We start from the raw sequence: 21007 nt of genomic DNA, 5'->3' as shown, positions 1-21007 counted from the left end.
AACCCGCACTAGGCGGGTTTCTTGATTGCTTTCACGTGATGTTGACACCACCTGAAAGCTGAAGGTGGTGCCCAGAGACGGAATCGAACCGCCGACACGGGGATTTTCAATCCCCTGCTCTACCGACTGAGCTATCTGGGCAACGGGGCGCATTAAACGGGTTTTTCAGGGGGTCGTCAAGCAAGTTTTCAAAAAATATTTAATTATTACCGTCGCTTACGTGCCGACCCCGGTTTTTGATCAATTATTGAGCAGGCGGCACGTAGCCGTCGGCCTTGGCGTATTCCTCGCCGGAAAAGAACTTGTCCATCTCGCCCGCCAGGTATTTACGATCTTCGGCGTTCATCATGTTCAGGCGCTTTTCGTTGATCAGCAGGGTCTGGTGTTTCAGCCAGTCGCCCCAGGCCTGGGCAGAGATATGGTCGAAAATGTCCTGGCCCTTGGCGCCTGGATACGGAGGGCGTTCCAGGCCTGGCAATTCTTCTTTGTACTTGCGGCACATTACGGTGCGGGTCATGACGACACTCCTGCATTCAATACGTCGGCCGCGCGCTTCAGCAGTTTTTTCACCGGGGCGGCAAGGCCCAGGCGCGGCGGGGTGGCGAGGTTATACCAGAGCCAGTCGGCCTCGGCCACGTGATGGGCGGATTCTTCGACCTGGACCAACCAGGGTTCGATGGCGAGCTGGAAGTGGCTGAAGGTGTGGATCAGCCCCGGCAGCGCCTGCTGCGTGCCCAGTTCCAACGCGTGCTGGTTGGCCAGGTGTTCCAGGTCTTGCAAGTCATCCAGCTCCGGCAAACTCCACAGGCCGCCCCACAGGCCCGTGGAAGGGCGACGGTAAAGCAGGATCGCACCCTCGGCATTGGCCAGCAGCGGCATCAGCGTGCGCTTCTGCGGGATAGTCTTGCGCGGCTTGGGGATCGGATAGCGCGTCTCCAGTCCGAGCATGTGGGCTTCGCAGCCTTTCTCCAGTGGGCATAGCAGGCAGCTGGGTTTGCTGCGGGTGCAGAGGGTGGCGCCCATGTCCATCATCGCCTGGGTATAGGCATTGACGCGATCATGGGGCGTGAAGCGTTCCGCAGTGGCCCACAGCTGCTTGGCCACCTTGGGCTCGCCGGGGTAGCCTTCCTGTGCGGTAAATCGCGCCAGGACGCGCTTGACGTTGCCGTCGAGGATCGGCGCACGCAAGCCCATGCTCAGGCTGGCGATCGCACCGGCGGTGGACAGGCCGATGCCCGGCAGCTCGGTGAGCTTCTCGACATCCTTGGGAAACTCGCCGCCGTACTCGGCCACGATAATCTTTGCAGTCTTTTGCAGGTTGCGCGCCCGGGTGTAGTAACCCAAGCCGGTCCACAGGTGCAGCACTTCGTCTTCCGGTGCAGCGGCCAGGGCTTCGACCGTCGGCAGCGAGGCCATGAAACGGTCGAAGTAATTGAGCACGGTGCTCACCTGGGTCTGTTGCAGCATGATCTCGGAGACCCACACCCGATAAGGCGTGATGCCCTGTTGCCAGGGCAGGTCATGGCGACCGTGGCGGTCGTACCAATTGAGTACGGCTTCTGAAAATTGCTCGTTTCTCATCGTTTGAACAGGCCCTTCAGCGCGTCTTTAAGCTGCGGGTTCACCTTGTCGAGCTTCTCTTCCAGCTTGTCGCTGAGCTTGTTGCCGGCCGCCTTGATGGCAACCCGGGTCAAGCCGTCCTTGTCCAGGCGGCATGCCTTGGCGCCCAGTTCCAGCGGGCCACGGCAGCGCAGCGGCACTTCGATGCCCTGGAAGTTGGCGCCCACCTGGCAGGCGGGATCTGGCGTTTCACGCTGGTCACCTTCGACGATGATGCCGACGCGGTAGTCCATGCCCAGCACGCGCAGGTCGACGTCGCCGTTACCGTTGACGGTCAGGCCTGGGATGCGCACTTTCAAGTCAGGGTTGCTGGCGACCCCGTTACGGAAGGTCAGGTTGCCCTTCAACTCTTGGAACGGCGTGTCCTTGCCTTGCGGCGTGCTGCTCAAGGTCTTGCGATTGAGCAGGGCGATGCCGGTGCAGAGTTGTTGCTCAAGGTTGGCGTTGAGCAGCACGCCGTTGTTGATCACAAAACTCGCGGTGCCGTTGAGGCTGTCGATCAGGGCTTTCTGGCTATTGCCACGGCCTGTGAGGTTGCTGTCGAGGGTGATCTGGCCTTTCACCGGCGGGGTTTGCCCCTGGGCTTGCAGGATGCGCTCGACCGGCACCTGCTTGATCCGGCTTTGCAGCGCAAGCACGGGGATATCCTGGCGCACATCAAGCGTGCCATTGGCCTGGAAGCTGCCGTTGTAGAGACCGCCGCTCAAGGTGTCGAGCTTGAGCTGACCATCGAGGCCGGAGGCTTTGAGCGCGGCATTCTGGATCGGCAACTTGCTCAGGGTGAGTTGGCCGAACGCAAGGTCGGCGTCCACATCCAGCGTGCGCAGGCGCGTCAATGGCAGCAGTTTGTCGGTACTCCAGGCTCCTTTGGTCGGGGCGTCGGGCAGTGGCGTGGTGCCGCCGGCGGCCATGGCACCGGCTTCGCTGTTTTGCACTTCGGCCTGGCGTGCGGCGGTGGCGCCCTTGGCGGATTCGGATTTGGCGGGCAGGTAGTTGTCGGCGTTGAAGGTGTCGCCCTTGAGCTGAACGCGCAGGGATTGCTTGGCGAAATCGTCCACGGCGACGCGGCCGGTGAAGGTGCTGCCGTCGAGTTTCAGGTTCAGATCTTCCAGGGCCACACTGGTCGGCGTGCCTTTGAGGCGGCTGACCAACTCGACCTTGCTCAGGCTGCCGTCGGCCATCGGCGGCAATGGGTGGCCGACGCTGTCGAGGAATTTGGCCAGGTCAAACTGGGCGATGGAAAGGGCACCGCTGAGCTGCGGGGTCTTGTCCAGGTCGTTGACCTTCAGTTCGCCCAAGGCGCGCAACTGGTTGGCCGACAGCTTCATGTTGGTCCATTCGGCAATATTGGCCGCTTGGTCCACCAGCAGTTGGCCCTGGGTGGAGAACGTCACGGTCTTGCCCTGTAGCGGCTCACCCGTGGCTTCGCCAGTGATCTTCATGTCTTCAAGCTGATAACGCTTGAGCGCACGCTGGATGCGCAGGTTGCCGTTGAGCTCGGTCTTGACGCGCATCACCGGCTGGTTGCTGCCGAAGAAGGCGGTGAGTTTCACCGGGATGCTGGCGCCTTCGTGCACCGCACCGGCGCTCAATTGAATGCTTTCGGCGCTGAACTGCTTGCCGGTCTGCTCATCGTTGTATTCAACGCGGGCGTTGTTGACGGTCAGGCTATCAATGTCCAGACGGATGGGTTTAGCCGGCTTCTCCGGTTCAGCCTCGCGAGGCGGCTCAACCGAACCCGGGCTGCCAGCGCTCGCCTCGGTCACGTTCTTGCCGATGTCTTCCCAGTTGCCATGGCCTTGCTTGTCGCGGGTCAGGCGCAGGTTCAGGCCTTCGACTCGCACGTCGCTCATCTGCACTTCGCGGCGCAGCAGCGGCAGCACGCGCACGGACAGGCCGAGCATCTGCAGGTCGGCGAAAGGTTGGGTCGGCGCAGTCAGGGTCGCCACGCTGGCTTCGTGCAGTTCAAGGCCGAGCCAGGGGAACAGGCTCCAGCCGATGTCGCCATTGAGCGTCAGCTCGATGTGGGCCTTGTCGCGGGCAATCTGGCGAATCTCGTCTTTATAGTCGTTGGGATCGAAGAGATGGGTCAGGGCAAAACCCAGAGCCACAATGATCAGCAACAGCCCGAGAAGTACCAGACCCAGGATTTTGCCGAACGCTTTCATGGGCGAGTCCTTGTATGTCGATTTCAAAATTTAGCCGCAGAGTATAACGCCCGACGGCCTACGTCAGTGCCCTGATCGTTACATTGTATCCAGGGCGGGGAAACGGGTTTCTGGCGTCAAACAAAACAGATTTCCTGAAAAAGGTGATATCAGTTTGGTTTTTCTGTCATCCACAGGTGCTAATCTGCGCAGGTTCGTCTGCCTTCTGCGACATAGCGTCGCGTTCAAATGGAGCTTTACTCAACAACAACGGCCAACGCTTTGCGTGCAAGGCCGAGGGAGAGAGCGCCCGACGGACACATACTAACAACTGGGGGAAACACCAATGAGCACTAGCACTGCGGCGGGTTCGACTGCCGCACAGCCTGCGTTCCTGTCCAAGGAACGCATTATCGCCAAGCCCGGCTTCAACCGCTGGCTGGTTCCGCCGGCCGCGCTGGCCATCCACCTGTGCATCGGCATGGCCTATGGCTTCTCGGTGTTCTGGCTGCCACTGTCCAAGGCACTGGGTATCACCAAACCGCTCGCCTGCGCGCCGGACATGGGCTTCATCGCCCAAGTCTTCTCGTCCCAATGCGACTGGCCCATCTCCATGCTGGGCTGGATCTACACCCTGTTCTTCATCTTCCTGGGCTGCTCGGCAGCGATCTGGGGCGGCTGGCTGGAACATGCCGGGCCACGCAAGGCTGGCGTCGTGTCGGCACTGTGCTGGTGCGGCGGCCTGCTGATCTCGGCGTTGGGTATCTATACCCACCAGATCTGGCTGATGTGGATCGGCTCCGGGGTCATTGGCGGTATCGGCCTGGGCCTGGGCTATATCTCGCCCGTATCGACCCTGATCAAGTGGTTCCCGGACAAGCGCGGCATGGCCACCGGTATGGCGATCATGGGCTTTGGCGGCGGCGCGATGGTCGGTGCTCCCCTGGCCGCAGCGCTGATGGGCCACTTCGCCACGCCAACCAGCGTGGGCGTATGGCAGAGCTTCGTGGTGATGGCGGCAATCTACTTTGTGTTCATGATCGGCGGCGCATTGCTGTACCGCGTTCCTCCGACTGGCTGGAAGCCTGAGGGCTGGACCGCCCCGGCGAAAAAAGCCAGCAACGCGATGATCACCCACCGTCACGTCCACGTGAACGTAGCGTGGAAAACCCCGCAATTCCGCCTGGTATGGCTGGTGCTGTGCCTGAACGTTTCCGCCGGTATCGGCATCCTCGGCATGGCTTCGCCACTGCTGCAGGAAGTGTTCGGCGGCAAGTTGCTGGGTGTGGATGTGCCGTTTGGTCAGCTGGATGCCGGTCAACTGGCATCCATCGCAGCCATCGCGGCAGGTTTCACCGGTCTGTTGAGCCTGTTCAACATCGGTGGTCGGTTCTTCTGGGCGTCGTTCTCCGACTACCTGGGCCGTAAAAACACCTACTTCGTGTTCTTCGCCCTGGGCTTTGCCCTGTATGCGCTGATCCCGAACCTGGGGCACCTGGGCAACGTGGCGCTGTTCGTGGCGGCGTTCTGCATCATCCTGTCGATGTACGGCGGTGGTTTTGCGACTGTTCCGGCTTACCTGGCCGACCTGTTCGGCACCCAGATGGTTGGCGCGATCCATGGTCGCCTGCTGACTGCCTGGGCCGCGGCCGGTGTACTGGGTCCGGTGCTGGTGAACTACCTGCGTGAGTATCAGCTGAGCATCGGCGTCGAGCGTGCAGCTGCGTACGACATCACCCTGTACATCCTGGCTGGCCTGCTGGTGCTGGGTTTCCTCTGCAACCTGATGGTCCGCCCGGTGGCCGACAAGTACTTCATGACCGACGCCGAACTGGCCGCCGAACAGGCGCTGGGCCATGACAAAGGCGCCGATGCCACCACTTCCCTGGAGTGGAAGGCAGCCTCCGGTACCGTGCCATTGGCTATCGCCGCCTGGCTGGTGGTGGGTATTCCGTTGGCGTGGGGTGTGTGGGTAACCCTGCAGAAGACTGCAGTCCTGTTCCACTAACACCGCAAAATTTTGTGGGCGCGGTTCCTGTGGGAGCCGGGCTTGCCCGCGATGGCATCACCTCGGTGCAACTGAAAAGCCGAGGTGCCTGCATCGCAGGCAAGCCAGCTCCACAAAAGCTGGTTCTCACATGTATGCACATGTCTATCCCCGACACTCCATCAGTCTTATCCCCTCCGATGTTTCTGTTTAGCGCCCGCGCCCCTATAATGGCTGCCTTTTTCGCCCAATGATTTTGCGGAGCTGGTGATGGCCGAACGTAAGGCGTCCGTCGAGCGCGACACTCTGGAAACCCAGATCAAAGCCTCGATCAACCTGGATGGCACCGGAAAGGCCCGATTTGATATCGGTGTACCTTTTCTTGAGCACATGCTGGACCAGATCGCCCGTCACGGGCTGATCGACCTGGATATCGTCAGTAAGGGCGACCTGCATATCGACGACCACCACACGGTGGAAGACGTCGGTATCACCTTGGGCCAGGCATTTGCCAAGGCCATCGGCGACAAGAAAGGCATCCGTCGCTACGGCCACGCCTATGTCCCGTTGGACGAAGCGCTGTCGCGCGTGGTCATCGACTTCTCCGGCCGCCCCGGCCTGCAGATGCACGTGCCCTACACCCGCGCCACCGTCGGCGGCTTCGATGTCGACCTGTTCCAGGAATTCTTCCAGGGTTTCGTCAACCACGCCCTTGTCAGCCTGCACATCGACAACCTGCGCGGCACCAACACCCACCACCAGATCGAAACCGTGTTCAAGGCCTTCGGCCGCGCCCTGCGCATGGCTGTAGAGCTGGATGAGCGCATGGCCGGGCAAATGCCCTCGACCAAGGGCGTCCTGTAATGCAGACGGTCGCGGTTATCGATTACGGCATGGGTAACCTGCACTCGGTGGCCAAGGCCCTCGAGCACGTAGGCGCCGGCAAGGTGCTGATCACCAGCGATGCCAGCGTGATTCGCGAAGCCGACAGGGTGGTGTTTCCCGGCGTTGGCGCGATTCGCGACTGCATGGCCGAGATCCGCCGCCTGGGCTTTGACAGCCTGGTGCGCGAGGTCAGCCAGGACCGTCCGTTTCTCGGCATCTGCGTGGGCATGCAAGCCTTGCTCGACAGCAGTGAGGAGAACGACGGCGTCGACTGCATCGGCCTGTTCCCAGGCCAGGTGAAGTTCTTCGGCAAAGACCTGCATGAAGACGGCGAACACCTGAAAGTCCCGCACATGGGCTGGAACGAAGTCCGCCAGACCGTGGACCACCCGCTATGGCACGAAGTGCCGGACATGGCGCGCTTCTACTTCGTGCACAGCTACTACATCGCCGCCGGTAAGCCGGGCCAGGTGGTGGGCGGCGGGCACTACGGCGTCGACTTCGCCGCCGCGCTGGCCGAAGGTTCGCGGTTTGCCGTGCAGTTCCACCCGGAGAAGAGCCATACCCATGGCCTGCAATTGCTGCAGAACTTCGCCGCCTGGGACGGGCGCTGGTAAATGGCCAGGAAGCCGAAGCAGCCGATCTTGAACCTCACGCCCGAACAGGAGAGTGAGGCTACCCTCAAGATCAAGCGCTTTATGGAAGATCGCTTCGAGCTCAAGCTGGGTTCGTTCGAGGTCGCCGAGATCCTCGAACTGTTCACCAATGAAGTGGCTCCGCATTATTACAACAGGGCGATTTTCGACACGCAGACGCTCCTTAAAGAAAGGTTCGAAAGCATCGAAAGCGACCTGTGGTCGCTTGAGAAACCCTGATTTCCCAAGCATTGCTGAATTTCGAATAAGGTTTGCCAGATGCTGATTATCCCCGCTATCGATCTCAAGGACGGCGCTTGCGTCCGTCTGCGCCAAGGCCGCATGGAAGACTCCACTGTGTTCTCCGATGATCCGGTGAGCATGGCTGCCAAATGGGTAGAAGGGGGCTGCCGTCGCCTGCATCTGGTGGACTTGAACGGCGCCTTCGAAGGCCAGCCGGTCAACGGCGAGGTGGTCACTGCGATCGCCAAGCGCTACCCGAACCTGCCGATCCAGATCGGCGGCGGTATCCGCTCCCTGGAAACCATCGAGCACTACGTCAAGGCCGGCGTCAGCTACGTGATCATCGGTACCAAGGCCGTGAAAGACCCGGCATTCGTCGCCGAAGCTTGCCGCGCCTTCCCTGGCAAAGTGATCGTGGGCCTGGACGCCAAGGATGGCTTCGTCGCCACCGACGGCTGGGCTGAGATCAGCACCGTGCAGGTCATCGACCTGGCCAAGCAGTTCGAAGCTGACGGCGTTTCCGCCATCGTTTATACCGACATCGCCAAAGACGGCATGATGCAGGGCTGCAACGTGCCGTTTACCGCCGCACTGGCTGCTGCGACCAAGATCCCGGTGATCGCTTCCGGTGGTATCCACAACCTGGGCGACATCAAGTCGCTGCTGGACGCCAAGGCCCCAGGCATCATCGGTGCCATCACGGGGCGCGCGATCTACGAAGGGACCCTGGATGTCGCCGAAGCCCAGGCTTACTGCGATGCCTACAACGGCTGAGGACTGACCATGGCGCTGGCCAAACGCATCATCCCTTGCCTGGACGTCGACAACGGTCGCGTGGTCAAGGGCGTCAAGTTCGAGAACATCCGTGACGCCGGCGACCCGGTGGAAATCGCCCGTCGCTACGATGAGCAAGGTGCCGACGAGATTACCTTTCTCGACATCACCGCCAGCGTCGACGGCCGTGACACCACCCTGCATACCGTAGAGCGCATGGCCAGCCAGGTGTTCATCCCGCTGACCGTGGGCGGCGGCGTGCGCACCGTGCAAGATATCCGCAACCTGCTCAACGCCGGTGCGGACAAGGTCTCGATCAACACCGCAGCCGTGTTCAACCCGGAGTTCGTCGGCGAAGCCGCGCAGCATTTCGGTTCGCAGTGCATCGTGGTCGCCATCGACGCCAAGAAAGTCTCAGGCCCGGGCGAAACCCCGCGCTGGGAAATCTTCACCCACGGCGGTCGCAAGCCAACCGGCCTGGACGCGGTGGAGTGGGCGATGAAGATGGAAGGCCTGGGCGCCGGTGAAATCCTGCTGACCAGCATGGACCAGGACGGCATGAAAAACGGCTTCGACCTCGGCGTAACCCGCGCCATCAGCGATGCCCTGGGCATTCCGGTGATCGCCTCCGGCGGCGTCGGCAACCTGCAGCACCTGGCCGACGGCGTGATCGAAGGCCACGCCAGCGCGGTGCTGGCGGCGAGTATTTTCCACTTTGGCGAATACACCGTCCCCGAGGCCAAGGCCTACATGGCGGCGCGCGGCATCGTCGTACGCTAAACGCTGCTGGACACCATGGCAGGCGCGCGGCACTCTCTGCGCTTGCCATGGATTCCGGTAACTTACATGTTCAAGCACCTGCTGCTCGCCCTCGCCAGTACATCCCTCCTGTTGGCAGGTTCGGTCTACGCCGAAGAACCGTCTGACGCTTCCCTGGTGTTGCTGACGGAAAACTTCCCGCCCTACAACATGGCGAAAAACGGTAAGAACTTCGCCAAGGACGAGAACATCGAAGGCATCGCCGTGGACATCGTGCGCGAAACCTTCAAGCGCGCCGGCATTTCATACAACCTCACCCTGCGTTTCCCATGGGAGCGTATCTACAAGCTCGCCCTGGAGAAACCAGGCTACGGCGTGTTCGTGATGGCGCGCCTGCCGGACCGTGAGGCCCTATTCAAATGGGTCGGCCCCATCGGCCCGGATGATTGGGTGCTGCTGGCCAAGGCCGACAGCAAGATCCAATTGGATGACCTTGAGCATGCCCGCCGCTACAAGATCGGCGCCTACAAGGGCGATGCCATCGCCGAGACCCTGGAGAAGCAGGGCCTCAACCCGCTGGTGGTGCTACGTGATCAGGACAACGCGCAAAAGTTGCTGGATGGCCAGATCGACCTGTGGGCCACTGGCGACCCCGCCGGGCGTTACCTGGCGCGCCAGGTTGGCGTGACGGGGCTCAGGACGGTGTTGCGTTTCAACAGTGCCCAGCTGTACCTCGCGCTGAACAAGGAGGTGCCGGACGAACTGGTGGCCAAGCTGCAGGCCGCGCTGGACCAACTGCGTAAAGACGGTGTCGTCGACGAAATCATCGCGAAATATCTGTAATCGGCCGACTTCTCATTGTAGGCGCTGGCTTGCAGCACCTACAGTGGACCGTCAGCGGTAAATGCCATTCTTGCCATGCCCGGCCATCGCCTGGTTACTGCGCACGCTGATCATCAACTTGATATCGATCCAGTCAACGCCCTGAGCCTTGAGCTTGGGCAATTCGCGCTCCAGCACCGCCAGGGTTTGCGGATACGGGTGGCCGATCATCACCACTGAACCCTGCTTGTGCGCCAGCTTGATCGCGGTCTGCAATTGCGTGGTGATTGCTGCTTCGGTGCGCTCGTCATCCAGGAATACGTCCCGCGAAACATGGGCCAGGCCGATTTTCTGAGCTTCGGCGGCGGCCACGGTTTGTGCACTGGTGCGGCTGTCGACGAAAAACTTGTTGCGCCGCTGCAGCTCGGCCATCAGCCAGGCCATGGCGGCCGGCTGGGCCGTCATGCGGCTGCCCATGTGGTTGTTGATGCCAGCGGTGAAGGGTACGGCTTGGAACGCCGCATCCAGGCGCTTGCCGAGCTCTTCGATGGGTAGGTCGGGGTGCCATGCGAACGGTCCGGTGGCCGGGTCCATGGGCATGTGCAGGATCACGATCTTGCCGGCCTTGTGCGCTTCGCGCGCAAATTCGGCGGCGTGGGGCGTGTCGGGCATGATCGCCGTGGTCACTGGCCCGGGCAGGGCCAGCACACGCCGATCCCTGGGCAGGTTTTGCCCAAGGTCGTCGATGATGAGGGTCAGGTAGGCTTTGTGGGGCTCGCCGGCAGGCGCCGCATGGGCGACGCCTGCCAGGCTGCACAGCACAGCGATGATCAGGGCAAAACGCATATCAACGGCTGCGGGTGATGCTCAAGCCCTTGAGCAGGCTAAGCGCCTGGGCCAGTTGGTAGTCATCGTCCTGCGGCATCGGCTTGGCTTTCTTGCCGCTGCCGGTTGGCTGGTCGGCGCCGCCGTTGCCATTGCCCAGGTGGCCTTGCAGGTCCGCCTCTTTGTAGTACTCGCTGTCGATCTCGTTGGTGATCTTGGCCTTGCGCACTTCGATGTCCGGCACGATGCCCTGAGCCTGGATCGAGCGCCCGTTCGGCGTGTAGTACAGCGCTGTGGTGATCTTCAACGCGCGCTCGTTGTTCAGCGGCAGCACGGTTTGCACCGAGCCTTTGCCGAAGCTGGTGGTGCCCATCAGCACGCCGCGCTTCTGGTCTTGCAGGGCGCCGGCCACGATCTCCGACGCCGAGGCGCTGCCGCCGTTGATCAGCACGGCCAGTGGCACGTTTTCGCTCAGGTCGTTGCCGGTGGCCGAGAAGCGCAGCTCGGAGTTGGCGATACGGCCCTTGGTGTACACGATCAGGCCCTTGGTGATGAAGTGGTCGACCACTTCCACCGCCGACTGCAGCACACCGCCTGGGTTGTTACGCAGGTCGAGCACGATGCCGCTGAGCTTCTTGCCGTTGTCTTTGCGCAGCTTGGCCAGCGCCTTGGCCACTTCGTCGCCGGTCTTGACCTGGAACTGGGTGATGCGGATGTAGCCGTAGCCCGACTCCAGCAACTGGCTCTTCACGCTCTTGACCACGATGGTCGCGCGGGTCAGTGTCACGTCAAACGGGTTGCCACCGTCGCGTACCAGGGTCAGGGTGATTTTCTGGCCGATCTTGCCGCGCATCTTGTCGACGGCTTCGGTCATGGTCTGGCCACGGGTCGGTTGGCCGTTGATCTTCACGATAAAATCGCCAGCCTGGATGCCGGCCTTGGACGCCGGGGTGTCATCGATCGGCGAGACCACCTTGATGTTGCCGTCTTCGGAGCCGACTTCAATGCCCAGGCCGCCGAATTCACCGCTGGTGCTTTCCTGCAGCTCGGCGAAATCTTCCGGGCCGAGGTAGGCGGAGTGCGGATCGAGGTTGCTGAGCATGCCCTTGATGGCATTTTCCAGCAGGGTCTTGTCATCTACGGGTTCGACATAAGCGGCTTTGATCCGGTCCATGACCTCGGCAAAGGTGCGCAGCTCATCCAGCGGCAACGGTGCCTTGGTGGTCGCGGCCGTGGCGGCGGGTGCAGCCGGAGCGGCCTGGTCGGCGAATGCCAGAGGCGCGCCGATCACCAGGGCGATCGTCAGGGCCAGCGAAGTGAGGCGGGACAAATGCAGCATGTCGAACGAACTCCTAATGTAGATGCAGCCCTATCCTTGGGAACGGCACCATTGTGCGGGATCGCTCGGGCGACCCTGCTGACGAATAGCGAAGTACAGCGCCGGGGTGTCCTGGCCACCACTGTTACCGACAGTGGAGATGGATTCACCGGCTTTTACAACATCACCTGCCGACTTGAGTAAAGTCTGATTGTGGCCGTAAAGGCTCAAATAGCCATTACCGTGGTCAAGAATCACCAACAAACCGGCGCCCCGCAACCAATCGGCAAACACCACGCGCCCACCGTGAACGGCGTGTACTTGGCTGCCGGCCGAGGCACTGATCATCACCCCATCCCACTTGGCACGGGTGTCATCGCCGCGGGTTTCCCCGAAGCGTGCCAGTAATCGACCATCAACTGGCCATGGAAGTTTGCCCCGCGCTGAAGCAAAAGGGCCGCCGAACGACTCGCCGGCACTGGAAACCAGCGGGCCAGGCGCTGAATGTGCCGGTTTGCGCGGTGCCGGAGCGTCCGAGGTGGCAGCCAATTCGGCCTCACGCTGGCGCTTTTTTTCGGCTTCCTGCTGGGCGATCAGCGCTTTCTGCCGCGCTTCTTCGGCCTCACGTGCCTGGCGAGCCAGGGTTTCTTCGATGGTCTTGAGCACTTTGGCCAGGTCGGCCTGGTCCTGCTCGCGAGCCTGGAGCTTGGCGTCGCGGGCCTTCACGTCGTCATTGAGCTTGGCCAGGGCCAGCTGGCGCTCCTTGCGGACCTTGTCCAGCTCGTCGCGCTGGGCGTTGAGGCTGCTTTTCTGGTCTTCCAGCTGCGATTGCTGGTTGGCGATTTCCTGTTCGACGTTGACCAACTGGCGCAGGGTCTCGTTGAAGCTTTTCAACTGCTCCATCCGGGCCTTGCTCAGGTAGTCGTAGTAGGTAAGGGTGCGCGCGAATTTCTCGGGGTTCTGCTGGTTGAGCAGCAGCTTGAGGTATTCCTGGCGGCCGTTCTGGTAGGCGGCACGGGCCTGGATCGCGATCAGGCGTTGCTGTTCAACGCGTGCGCTCTGGAGTTTTTTTTTCTCAGCGTCGAGTCGCTCCAGTTCCGACTCGCTCTTCTTTAATTCTTTTTGCAGCTCCTGGACCTGCTTCTCCAGCTTGCCCATCTCGGTTTCCGTACCGCGCAGGTCTTTCTGCACGCCGGATTTCTCTTCCTGGAGCTTGCCGAGCAGTTTTTTCAGCTCGGTGATGTCCTGACGCGTAGCGTCCAACTGTTGTTGGGTTTGTGCGCGCTCATCGGCAAACGCCGGTTGGAGCAGGCAGACAAGAGCAAGGGTAATCAAGGCGCGAAGCATAGAGGCGGGCGACACCAGGGAAATGGACGGCCTAGTATGCCCGCCAAGCGCGGCAAAAAAAACGCCCAATTCGGGCTGGAACGCAAGATAGGTGCCGAGTGGCAGTGGTATGGCAAAAAGACATGTTCCAAACAGCGGAAAACAATGTGGGAGGGGGCTTGCCCCCGATTGCAGTGTGTCAGCTCAATAGGTGCTGGCTGATCCACTGCTATCGGGGGCAAGCCCCCTCCCACACTGTTGCGCGGTGTGGTTGAAATCAAATCAGAATCGAAGTCCCGGTCATCTCCACCGGCTTCTCCAACCCCATCAGCATCAACATGGTCGGCGCCACATCCGCCAGCACGCCACCCTCACGCACTTTGAAGTCGCGCTTGCCGACGTAGATGAACGGCACCGGTTCGGTAGTGTGAGCAGTGTGGGCCTGGCCGGTGGATTCGTCGGACATTTGCTCGCAGTTGCCGTGGTCGGCGGTGATCAGCGCTTCGCCGCCGACTTTTTCCAGGGCGTCGACGATGCGGCCGACGCACAGGTCCAGGCATTCCACGGCCTTGGTGGCGGCTTCCAGGTTGCCGCTGTGGCCGACCATGTCGCCGTTGGCGTAGTTGACCACGATCACGTCGTAACGCTGGTGGTCGATGGCATCGACGATTTTGTCGGTCACTTCCGGCGCACTCATTTCCGGCTGCAGGTCGTAGGTGGCGACTTTTGGCGAGGGAATCAGGATGCGCTCTTCACCCGGGAACGGCTCTTCACGGCCGCCGGAGAAGAAGAAGGTCACGTGGGCGTATTTTTCGGTTTCGGCGATGCGCAGCTGGGTCTTGCCGTTTTTGGCCAGGTAATCGCCCAGCACGTTATCCAAGGTGCCCGCTGCAAAGGCGGCGGGGGCCGGGATGCTGGCGGCGTACTGGGTCAGGCCCACGTACTGTACTTTCGGCTGGCGGGCACGCTCGAACTCCTTGAAACCGTCTTCGACAAACACACGGCTCAGCTCACGGGCACGGTCGGCGCGGAAGTTCATGAACACCACGGCGTCGCCGTCTTCGACCTTGACCGGCTCGCCGATGGTGGTGGCTTTGACGAACTCGTCGCTCTCGCCGCGAGCGTAGGCGGCTTCCAGGCCTTCCTGGGCGGTGGCGGCGTTGAATTCGGCCTGGCCGTCGACGATCAGGTTGTAGGCTTGGGAGACGCGGTCCCAGCGGTTGTCACGGTCCATGGCGAAGTAACGGCCCACCAGGCTGGCGATGCGGCCTTTGCCGAGGGCGGCGAAGGTGGCGTCGAGCAGTTCGATGGACGACTGGGCGCTTTTCGGCGGGGTGTCGCGGCCGTCGAGGAAGGCGTGCAGGTAGATCTTGTCGGCGCCGCGCTTGAAGGCCAGTTCGGCCATGGCGACCAAGTGGTCCTGGTGGCTGTGGACGCCGCCATCGGACAGCAGGCCCATGAAGTGCACGGCCTTGCCGGCGGCAACTGCTTTATCTACCGCGGCGCAGATGGTCGGGTTCTCGAAGAACTCGCCATCGCGGATCGCTTTGGTCACACGGGTGAAGTCTTGATATACCACTCGTCCGGCGCCGAGGTTCATGTGGCCGACTTCCGAGTTGCCCATCTGGCCGTCCGGCAGGCCTACGTCCATGCCGGAACCGGAGATCAGGCCGTTGGGGACGCTGGCGGTCAGGCGGTCGAGTACTGGCTTCTTGGCCGCGTATACCGCGTTGTCGTGGTGGCTTTCACTGTGTCCGAAGCCATCGAGAATTATCAGGACCAAAGGTTTAGGCGTAGTAGTCATAGATCCTCTCGCGGCGGTAATAAAGGAAGACAATTGAAAAGGGAGTGGCAGTTTAAAGCGAAGTTCCGACCACGTCACCGCTTTACGGGGGTTGGCCCCCCCTGACGGCTGTGTATACTTACCGCCATTTTAACGCCCTGGAACCTCCTTGATGGTTGATCACCTGATTGCATTTGCCACTGCCCACTATCTGCTTGTGGGTGCCTTCGTCATCCTGCTGGCGCTGCTGATCGCTCACGAATTGAGCCGCGGTGGCCGCAGCCTGAGCACGGCGGAGCTGACCGCGCTGGTCAACAAGGATGAGGCCGTTGTCGTGGACATCCGCCCGGCCAAGGATTTCGCCACCGGCCATATCGTCGGTGCCCTGAACATTCCGCAGGACAAGCTGATCGCGCGCCTGGCCGAGCTGGAAAAGCACAAGGCCAAGACCATCATCCTGGTCGACGCCCAAGGCCAGCACGCCGGCACCCACGCCCGCGAAATGCTCAAGACCGGCTTCACCGCCGCCAAGCTGTCCGGTGGCATCAGCAGCTGGCGCGCCGATAACCTGCCGCTGGTGAAGTGATATGAGCCAGGTTGTCGTGTATTCCAGCGATTGGTGCCCTTACTGCATGCGGGCCAAGGCCCTGCTGGAGAAAAAGGGCGTTGCCTTCGAAGAGATCAAGGTCGACGGCAAACCCCAGGTGCGCGCCGAAATGGCCCAGAAGGCGGGGCGCACGTCCGTGCCGCAGATCTGGATCGGCGCCAAGCACATCGGTGGCTGCGACGACCTGTTCGCTCTGGAGCGCGCCGGTAAACTCGATGCGTTGCTGCTCGTCTGACTCCTAAACCCTAAAAGACCCCAAGATCAAGAAGGATCTGCGATGACTGACCAACAGAACACCGAAGCAGCAGAAGCCCAAGCTCCACAGTTCTCGCTGCAGCGGATCTACGTGCGTGACCTGTCGTTCGAAGCGCCGAAAAGCCCGGCCATCTTCCGCCAGGAATGGACCCCAAGCGTTGCGCTGGACCTGAACACCCGCCAAAAGGCACTGGAAGGCGACTTCCACGAAGTCGTGCTGACCCTGTCCGTGACCGTCAAGAATGGCGAAGAAGTGGCCTTCATCGCTGAAGTGCAACAGGCCGGTATCTTCCTGATCCAGGGCCTGGACGAAGCGTCCATGAGCCACACCCTGGGCGCGTTCTGCCCGAACATCCTGTTCCCGTATGCCCGTGAGACCCTGGACAGCCTGGTCACCCGTGGCTCGTTCCCTGCGCTGATGCTGGCTCCGGTGAACTTCGATGCCCTGTACGCTCAAGAGCTGCAGCGCATGCAACAAGAAGGTTCTTCGACGGTTCAGTAATTTCGAACCCGACGCAGTACTCAATGTGGGAGGGGGCCTGTGTGGGAGCTGGCTTGCCAGCGATAGCATCACCGTGGTGTGACTGACACACCGAGGTGCCTGCATCGCGAGCAAGCCCGGCTCCCACACAGGCCCCCTTCCACATTTGTTTTGCGGTGTTATTTGAAGCCGAGTTGGCGCCAGCCTTCGTAAACGGCAACGGCCACGGTGTTGGACAGGTTCAAGCTGCGGCAACCCTCGCGCATCGGCAGGCGCAGGCGATGGCCGTCGGGCAGGGCGTCGAGCACCTCGGCCGGCAGCCCCCGGCTTTCCGGGCCGAACAGGAAGGCGTCGCCTTCGGCAAAACTGGCATCATGGAATGGCCGCGAACCCTTGGTGGTGAACGCGAACAGCCGTGGGTGGCCCAGGCTTTCCAGGCAGCTGGCGAGGTCGGCATGGCGCTTGAGCGTGGCGTACTCGTGGTAGTCCAGCCCGGCGCGGCGCAGGCGCTTGTCGTCCATGTCAAAGCCCAGCGGCTCGATCAAATGCAGGTGGCAGCCACTGTTGGCGCACAGCCTGATAACGTTGCCGGTATTCGGCGGAATTTCTGGTTGAAAAAGGATGACGTGAAACATGCACGGCTCCGAAGGCAAAGATGCGCTGCATTCTACCCCCGAAGAGGACCCAAGGCCGAAGCTTATGCCTCGGGTCATGGGCTCTTTGGCGATTGTCGGCATGATGGTGGGCCTGATGATCGGCCGGCTGACCACCCCGGACCCGGTCGAACTGCAACAGGTCGAGACCGCAAGGGATGGCGTGGTGGTGTGGTTCAACAGTGAGCCCAAGCTGCACGGCGAGCATATCGACGGCACCGTGGCGCTGCTGTTCGACGCACAGGGCAAGGCCGCCGGTGGGCAACTCAAGGTCAATGAAAAAGACGTGAACTGGCGCGTGCGCAAGACCGATGGCGGCCTGCTGCTGAACCTGGTGGCGGCCCGGCCGTTGCGTGGGGAGTGGAAGGGTGAGAAGGCCGATGGCCGCTGGCGGTTGGAGATCCATCTCCAGGAGGAATAAAAGAGGGAATCCCCGGCCTGCCTGTACCAAGGTCCCCAAAACGGGCTGGGGCTATGGGCGCTGTGCCACATAAGCCCCGGGTGTAAAGAAGGGAGTTCCCGGCCTGCCTGTACCAGGGCTCCCAAAACGGGGTGAAGCCGTGAAGGCTTCGGTGTTAAAGAGGGAATCCCCGGCCTGCCTGTACCGAGGTTCCCCAAAGCGGTGTGGAGCGCGACGCGGTTCGCATCAAGCACCCCGGATGTAAAGAGGGGATTCTCGGCCTGCCTGTACCAAGGTCCCCGAAACTGGGTAGTACAAGGGTTATTGCAGGGCGCGTGCCAGAGTCGCCAAGTTGTGCCAAAAAAATCTGCAGAAAGCGCAAAGCCCCGGAATACGGGGCTTTGGTGTTTTTGGCTTTTAGGTTCTTTTCAACGAGGCTGTAGTTTCGGGCTTTGGATTCGTGCCCGATGCCGGTTCATGGTGCATTGAAGCGGTGCACAGTCTTGGGTCCAACACAAAACAACTGTGGGAGCTGGCTTGCCTGCGATGGCGGTGTGTCAGCCATACATCGGGTGACTGATACGGTGCTATCGCGGGCAAGCCCGCTCCCACAGGGGATCTTTAGTGGATCAGAGAAGGTGGGTCAGCCTTCATCACCTTCGTCATCATCCCCGCCGTCGACCTTCATCCCCAGCTCCTTGATCTTGCGCGTCAAGGTGTTGCGGCCCCAACCCAGCAACACGGCGGCATCGCGGCGGCGGCCAGCGGTGTGCTTCAAGGCGGTCTCGATCATGATCCGCTCGAACGCCGGCACGGCGCTGTCCAAGAGGCTCGACTGGCCGCGTGCCAGGGCCTGGTCGGCCCACTGGCGCAGCGCCTGCTCCCAGTTGGTCACGGGGGCGGAGTCCTGCGGCAGGCTCAACAGCTCCGGCGGCAGGTCGCTGATATGCACTTCGCGCCCAGACGCCATTACGGTGATCCAGCGGCAGGTGTTCTCCAGCTGGCGTACGTTGCCCGGCCACGGCAGGTTCTTCAGGTATTCCTCGGTCTCGCTTTTCAGCAACTTCGGCTCGACAGCCAGCTCTTGGGCGGCGCGGCTGAGGAAGTGGCGAGCGAGAGTGGGAATGTCTTCGCGACGGTCCGACATGCGCGGAATGTGGATGCGGATCACGTTGAGGCGGTGGAACAAGTCCTCACGGAATTTGCCCGCATGCACCAGGGTTTCGAGGTTCTGGTGGGTCGCCGCAATGATGCGCACGTCGACCTTGACCGGCGTGTGCCCGCCAACGCGATAGAACTCACCGTCCGCCAGCACCCGCAGCAGCCGGGTCTGGGTATCGGCGGGCATGTCGCCGATTTCATCAAGGAACAACGTACCGCCGTCAGCCTGTTCAAAGCGGCCGCGACGCAGGTTGGCTGCGCCGGTGAACGCGCCTTTTTCATGGCCGAACAGCTCGGACTCCATCAAATCCTTGGGGATCGCCGCCATGTTCAAGGCGATGAACGGCGAGGCTGCCCGTGGGCTGTGGCGGTGCAGGGCGTGGGCCACCAGCTCTTTACCGGTACCGGATTCGCCGTTGATCAGCACGGTGATGTTGGAGTGGCTCAAGCGCCCGATGGCGCGAAACACTTCCTGCATCGCCGGCGCTTCACCGATGATCTCCGGGGTGCGGGTGAGGGCCGGTGGGGCTTCCTGGTTCTGTTGTTCCTGGGCGTGCTGGTTGGCGCGCTTGACCAATGCCACCGCCTCGTCCACATCGAATGGCTTGGGCAGGTATTCAAAGGCGCCGCCCTGATAGGAGGCGACAGCGCTGTCCAGGTCCGAGTGCGCGGTCATGATGATCACTGGCAGGCGCGGGTGCTGCTCGCGGATCCGCGCCAGCAAGTCCAGGCCACTGGCGCCGGGCATGCGGATGTCGGAGATGATCACGTCGGGCTGCTGGCGAGCCAGGCGGCTCATCACCCCGTCGGCGCTGTCGAAGCTCTGGGTGGTCATGCCTTCCTGTTGCAAGGCTTTCTCGAGGACCCAGCGGATAGAACGGTCGTCATCGACGATCCAGACAGTTTCACTACGGCTCATGTCGATGGGGCTCCTTGTTCCAGTGGCAGAAAGATCGAGAAGGTGGTGTGGCCAGGATGGCTCTCACATTCGATCAGGCCCTGATGCTGGCTGATGATGTTCTGGGTAATGGCCAGGCCCAGCCCGGTACCGTCCGGGCGGCCGCTGACCATGGGAAAGAAGATGGTTTCCTGGAGTTCCGCAGGAATGCCGGGGCCGTTGTCGATGATCTCGACCTTGGTCACCAGGCGATGGCGCACATGGCCGATGGTGAACTGACGCAGGGCGCGGGTGCGCAGGCTGATGCGGCCCAGGCGCAGTTCGTTCTGGCTGCTGATTGCCTGCATCGCATTACGCACAATATTGAGCACCGCCTGGATCATCTGTTCGCGGTCGATCAATACATCGGGAATGCTCGGGTCGTAGTCGCGCACCAAGGTGATGCAACCCTGGCTTTCGGCCTCTACCAACTGGCAGACACGCTCCAGCACCTCATGCACGTTGGTCATTGCCAAGGACGGCAGCTTGTTGGAGCCGAGCATGCGGTCCACCAGGTTCCGCAGGCGGTCGGCTTCTTCGATGATGACGTTGGTGTAGTCCTTGAGGTGTTCCTCTGGCAGCTCGCGGGCCAGCAGCTGCGCCGCGCCGCGAATACCGCCCAGCGGGTTCTTGATCTCATGGGCCAGGCCACGCACCAGCATCTTGCTGGTTTCCTGCTTGGACAGCTGCGCTTCCTCCTTGGTGATGCGCAGCAGGCGGTCACGGGGGTGCACTTCCAGCAGCAGCAAGGTGGTGCCGTTGCTGAGGATCGGGGTTACGGCATAGTCGACGGTCAGGGTCTGGCCGGTGAGGGCCGTGAGCATCGCCTCGCGTTTGGTGAACGGGTGTGCCTGCTCCACGGCCTGGCGCAACGAGCTCAACGCCTCGGCCGACTCAGTAAACAATTCGCTGATGAACTGCCCATGGCTGCGCTGGCCGCTGATAGCCAGGAGCATTTCCGCCGCCGGGTTCATGTACTCAAGACGCAAGTCGTCATTGAGCAGGATGGTCGCGGTGGTCAGGTTGTCGAGTAGCAAACGGTGCAGTGCATCGCTGATGGTCATCAGGACCTCTTTTGGAGCAAGGCGCGGGCTTGAGGCACACGCTGATACAAGGAAAATGCAAAAACCAAACCAAGGCTCCGAAAAGAAGCGTGCAAGCCCAGAAATGGGGGGTTTAGGCGCGAAACTGTGGCGTTCTGCCAGCTTGCTCGGGAAGTTTCGAACCAAAATGGGCTGGACAGGTGGGAAGGGTGCAGCCTATCGCACCAATATAGTGCGGTTTTGTGAAGGTTGTTCAGGAAGGTATAACCGAATACGCCCAATCCAAATGTGGGGGCTTGCTCGCGTAGGCGGTGTTTCAGTCAATGCATCGAGACTGGCACACCGC

General features: G+C 61.5%; 21 protein-coding genes and 1 tRNA gene. 11 read left to right on the top strand and 11 right to left on the bottom strand.

From position 1 onward, the window contains the following. Positions 1-65: 65 nt before the first annotated feature. The 4 genes from CWC48_RS08875 to CWC48_RS08860 all read right to left on the bottom strand — a co-directional run bounded on the left by CWC48_RS08875 (position 66) and on the right by CWC48_RS08860 (position 3788). A tRNA-Phe gene (locus tag CWC48_RS08875) sits at positions 66-141 on the bottom strand. Positions 142-244: 103 nt separating this feature from the next. Next, entirely contained in the window at positions 245-517 is a 273-nt protein-coding gene (locus tag CWC48_RS08870) for an oxidative damage protection protein (protein ID WP_100491698.1), read from the bottom strand. After that, entirely contained in the window at positions 514-1581 is a 1068-nt protein-coding gene (mutY, locus tag CWC48_RS08865; protein WP_078046451.1) for an A/G-specific adenine glycosylase, read from the bottom strand. The genes CWC48_RS08870 and mutY overlap by 4 nt, the downstream gene beginning before the upstream one ends. Next, the gene (locus CWC48_RS08860) at positions 1578-3788 is read right to left on the bottom strand and encodes an AsmA family protein (RefSeq protein ID WP_100491697.1); all 2211 of its coding nucleotides are present in this window, start codon (positions 3786-3788) and stop codon (positions 1578-1580) included. Before CWC48_RS08860 ends, mutY begins: the two co-directional genes overlap by 4 nt. Before the next feature lie 325 nt (positions 3789-4113). Here CWC48_RS08860 and CWC48_RS08855 point away from each other — a divergent pair, with 325 nt between their 5' ends. The 7 genes from CWC48_RS08855 to CWC48_RS08820 all read left to right on the top strand — a co-directional run bounded on the left by CWC48_RS08855 (position 4114) and on the right by CWC48_RS08820 (position 9893). Beyond that, a complete protein-coding gene (locus tag CWC48_RS08855) occupies positions 4114-5775 on the top strand; it encodes an OFA family MFS transporter (RefSeq protein WP_078046453.1) in 1662 nt (553 codons plus the stop codon). A gap of 249 nt (positions 5776-6024) precedes the next feature. Next, a complete protein-coding gene (hisB, locus tag CWC48_RS08845) occupies positions 6025-6618 on the top strand; it encodes an imidazoleglycerol-phosphate dehydratase HisB (RefSeq protein ID WP_017849940.1) in 594 nt (197 codons plus the stop codon). Then, positions 6618-7256, top strand: a complete 639-nt coding sequence (hisH, locus tag CWC48_RS08840) for an imidazole glycerol phosphate synthase subunit HisH (protein ID WP_016979116.1) — start codon at positions 6618-6620, stop codon at positions 7254-7256. The genes hisB and hisH overlap by 1 nt, the downstream gene beginning before the upstream one ends. Next, on the top strand, positions 7257-7514 hold the full coding sequence (locus CWC48_RS08835; protein WP_078046454.1) for a DUF2164 domain-containing protein: 258 nt from the start codon (positions 7257-7259) through the stop codon (positions 7512-7514). A 39-nt stretch (positions 7515-7553) separates the two neighbouring features. Further along, positions 7554-8291, top strand: coding sequence for a 1-(5-phosphoribosyl)-5-[(5-phosphoribosylamino)methylideneamino]imidazole-4-carboxamide isomerase (gene hisA / locus CWC48_RS08830; protein WP_003187784.1), 738 nt, complete (start codon positions 7554-7556; stop codon positions 8289-8291). Between the two features lie 9 nt (positions 8292-8300). Beyond that, positions 8301-9071, top strand: a complete 771-nt coding sequence (gene hisF, locus CWC48_RS08825) for an imidazole glycerol phosphate synthase subunit HisF (RefSeq protein WP_003171107.1) — start codon at positions 8301-8303, stop codon at positions 9069-9071. A gap of 66 nt (positions 9072-9137) precedes the next feature. Next, positions 9138-9893, top strand: coding sequence for an ABC transporter substrate-binding protein (locus CWC48_RS08820; RefSeq protein ID WP_100491696.1), 756 nt, complete (start codon positions 9138-9140; stop codon positions 9891-9893). 51 nt (positions 9894-9944) lie between these two features. Here CWC48_RS08820 and CWC48_RS08815 read toward each other — a convergent pair whose 3' ends face one another. The 4 genes from CWC48_RS08815 to gpmI all read right to left on the bottom strand — a co-directional run bounded on the left by CWC48_RS08815 (position 9945) and on the right by gpmI (position 15145). After that, positions 9945-10718 (bottom strand): divergent polysaccharide deacetylase family protein, encoded by a 774-nt coding sequence (locus CWC48_RS08815; protein WP_100491695.1) that lies wholly within the window; start codon positions 10716-10718, stop codon positions 9945-9947. A gap of 1 nt (position 10719) precedes the next feature. After that, the gene (locus CWC48_RS08810) at positions 10720-12036 is read right to left on the bottom strand and encodes a S41 family peptidase (protein ID WP_078046457.1); all 1317 of its coding nucleotides are present in this window, start codon (positions 12034-12036) and stop codon (positions 10720-10722) included. A gap of 30 nt (positions 12037-12066) precedes the next feature. Beyond that, the gene (locus CWC48_RS08805; RefSeq protein WP_100491694.1) at positions 12067-13362 is read right to left on the bottom strand and encodes a murein hydrolase activator EnvC; all 1296 of its coding nucleotides are present in this window, start codon (positions 13360-13362) and stop codon (positions 12067-12069) included. A 256-nt stretch (positions 13363-13618) separates the two neighbouring features. Further along, positions 13619-15145, bottom strand: coding sequence for a 2,3-bisphosphoglycerate-independent phosphoglycerate mutase (gene gpmI, locus CWC48_RS08800; RefSeq protein WP_078046459.1), 1527 nt, complete (start codon positions 15143-15145; stop codon positions 13619-13621). Between the two features lie 151 nt (positions 15146-15296). On the opposite strand from gpmI, the gene CWC48_RS08795 reads away from it, so the two are divergent. Genes CWC48_RS08795 through secB form a run of 3 tightly spaced genes read left to right on the top strand, consistent with a single transcriptional unit; the run spans position 15297 to position 16488 of the window. Next, positions 15297-15710 carry a rhodanese-like domain-containing protein gene (locus CWC48_RS08795; RefSeq protein WP_010213877.1) on the top strand — a complete coding sequence of 138 codons (414 nt, stop codon included), beginning with the start codon at positions 15297-15299 and terminating at the stop codon, positions 15708-15710. A 1-nt stretch (position 15711) separates the two neighbouring features. After that, positions 15712-15966: a glutaredoxin 3 gene (gene grxC / locus CWC48_RS08790; protein ID WP_010213876.1), complete on the top strand. Its 255-nt coding sequence runs from the start codon at positions 15712-15714 to the stop codon at positions 15964-15966. Between the two features lie 42 nt (positions 15967-16008). After that, entirely contained in the window at positions 16009-16488 is a 480-nt protein-coding gene (secB, locus tag CWC48_RS08785; protein ID WP_010213875.1) for a protein-export chaperone SecB, read from the top strand. Positions 16489-16646: 158 nt separating this feature from the next. Here secB and CWC48_RS08780 read toward each other — a convergent pair whose 3' ends face one another. After that, positions 16647-17102, bottom strand: coding sequence for a tRNA (cytidine(34)-2'-O)-methyltransferase (locus CWC48_RS08780; RefSeq protein WP_003171120.1), 456 nt, complete (start codon positions 17100-17102; stop codon positions 16647-16649). Here CWC48_RS08780 and CWC48_RS08775 point away from each other — a divergent pair. Next, entirely contained in the window at positions 17101-17541 is a 441-nt protein-coding gene (locus CWC48_RS08775; RefSeq protein ID WP_078046460.1) for a hypothetical protein, read from the top strand. The two genes, CWC48_RS08780 and CWC48_RS08775, sit on opposite strands and share 2 nt — an antisense overlap. Before the next feature lie 622 nt (positions 17542-18163). On the opposite strand, the gene ntrC is transcribed toward CWC48_RS08775, so the two are convergent. Continuing rightward, positions 18164-19600 carry a nitrogen regulation protein NR(I) gene (gene ntrC / locus CWC48_RS08765; RefSeq protein WP_069021257.1) on the bottom strand — a complete coding sequence of 479 codons (1437 nt, stop codon included), beginning with the start codon at positions 19598-19600 and terminating at the stop codon, positions 18164-18166. Next, positions 19597-20682: a nitrogen regulation protein NR(II) gene (gene glnL, locus CWC48_RS08760; protein WP_078046461.1), complete on the bottom strand. Its 1086-nt coding sequence runs from the start codon at positions 20680-20682 to the stop codon at positions 19597-19599. Before glnL ends, ntrC begins: the two co-directional genes overlap by 4 nt. Positions 20683-21007 lie beyond the last annotated feature (325 nt).

The organism is Pseudomonas sp. S10E 269, assembly GCF_002798465.1.
GTDB lineage: Bacteria > Pseudomonadota > Gammaproteobacteria > Pseudomonadales > Pseudomonadaceae > Aquipseudomonas > Aquipseudomonas pergaminensis.
This window is presented reverse-complemented; position numbering and strand designations above follow the sequence as displayed.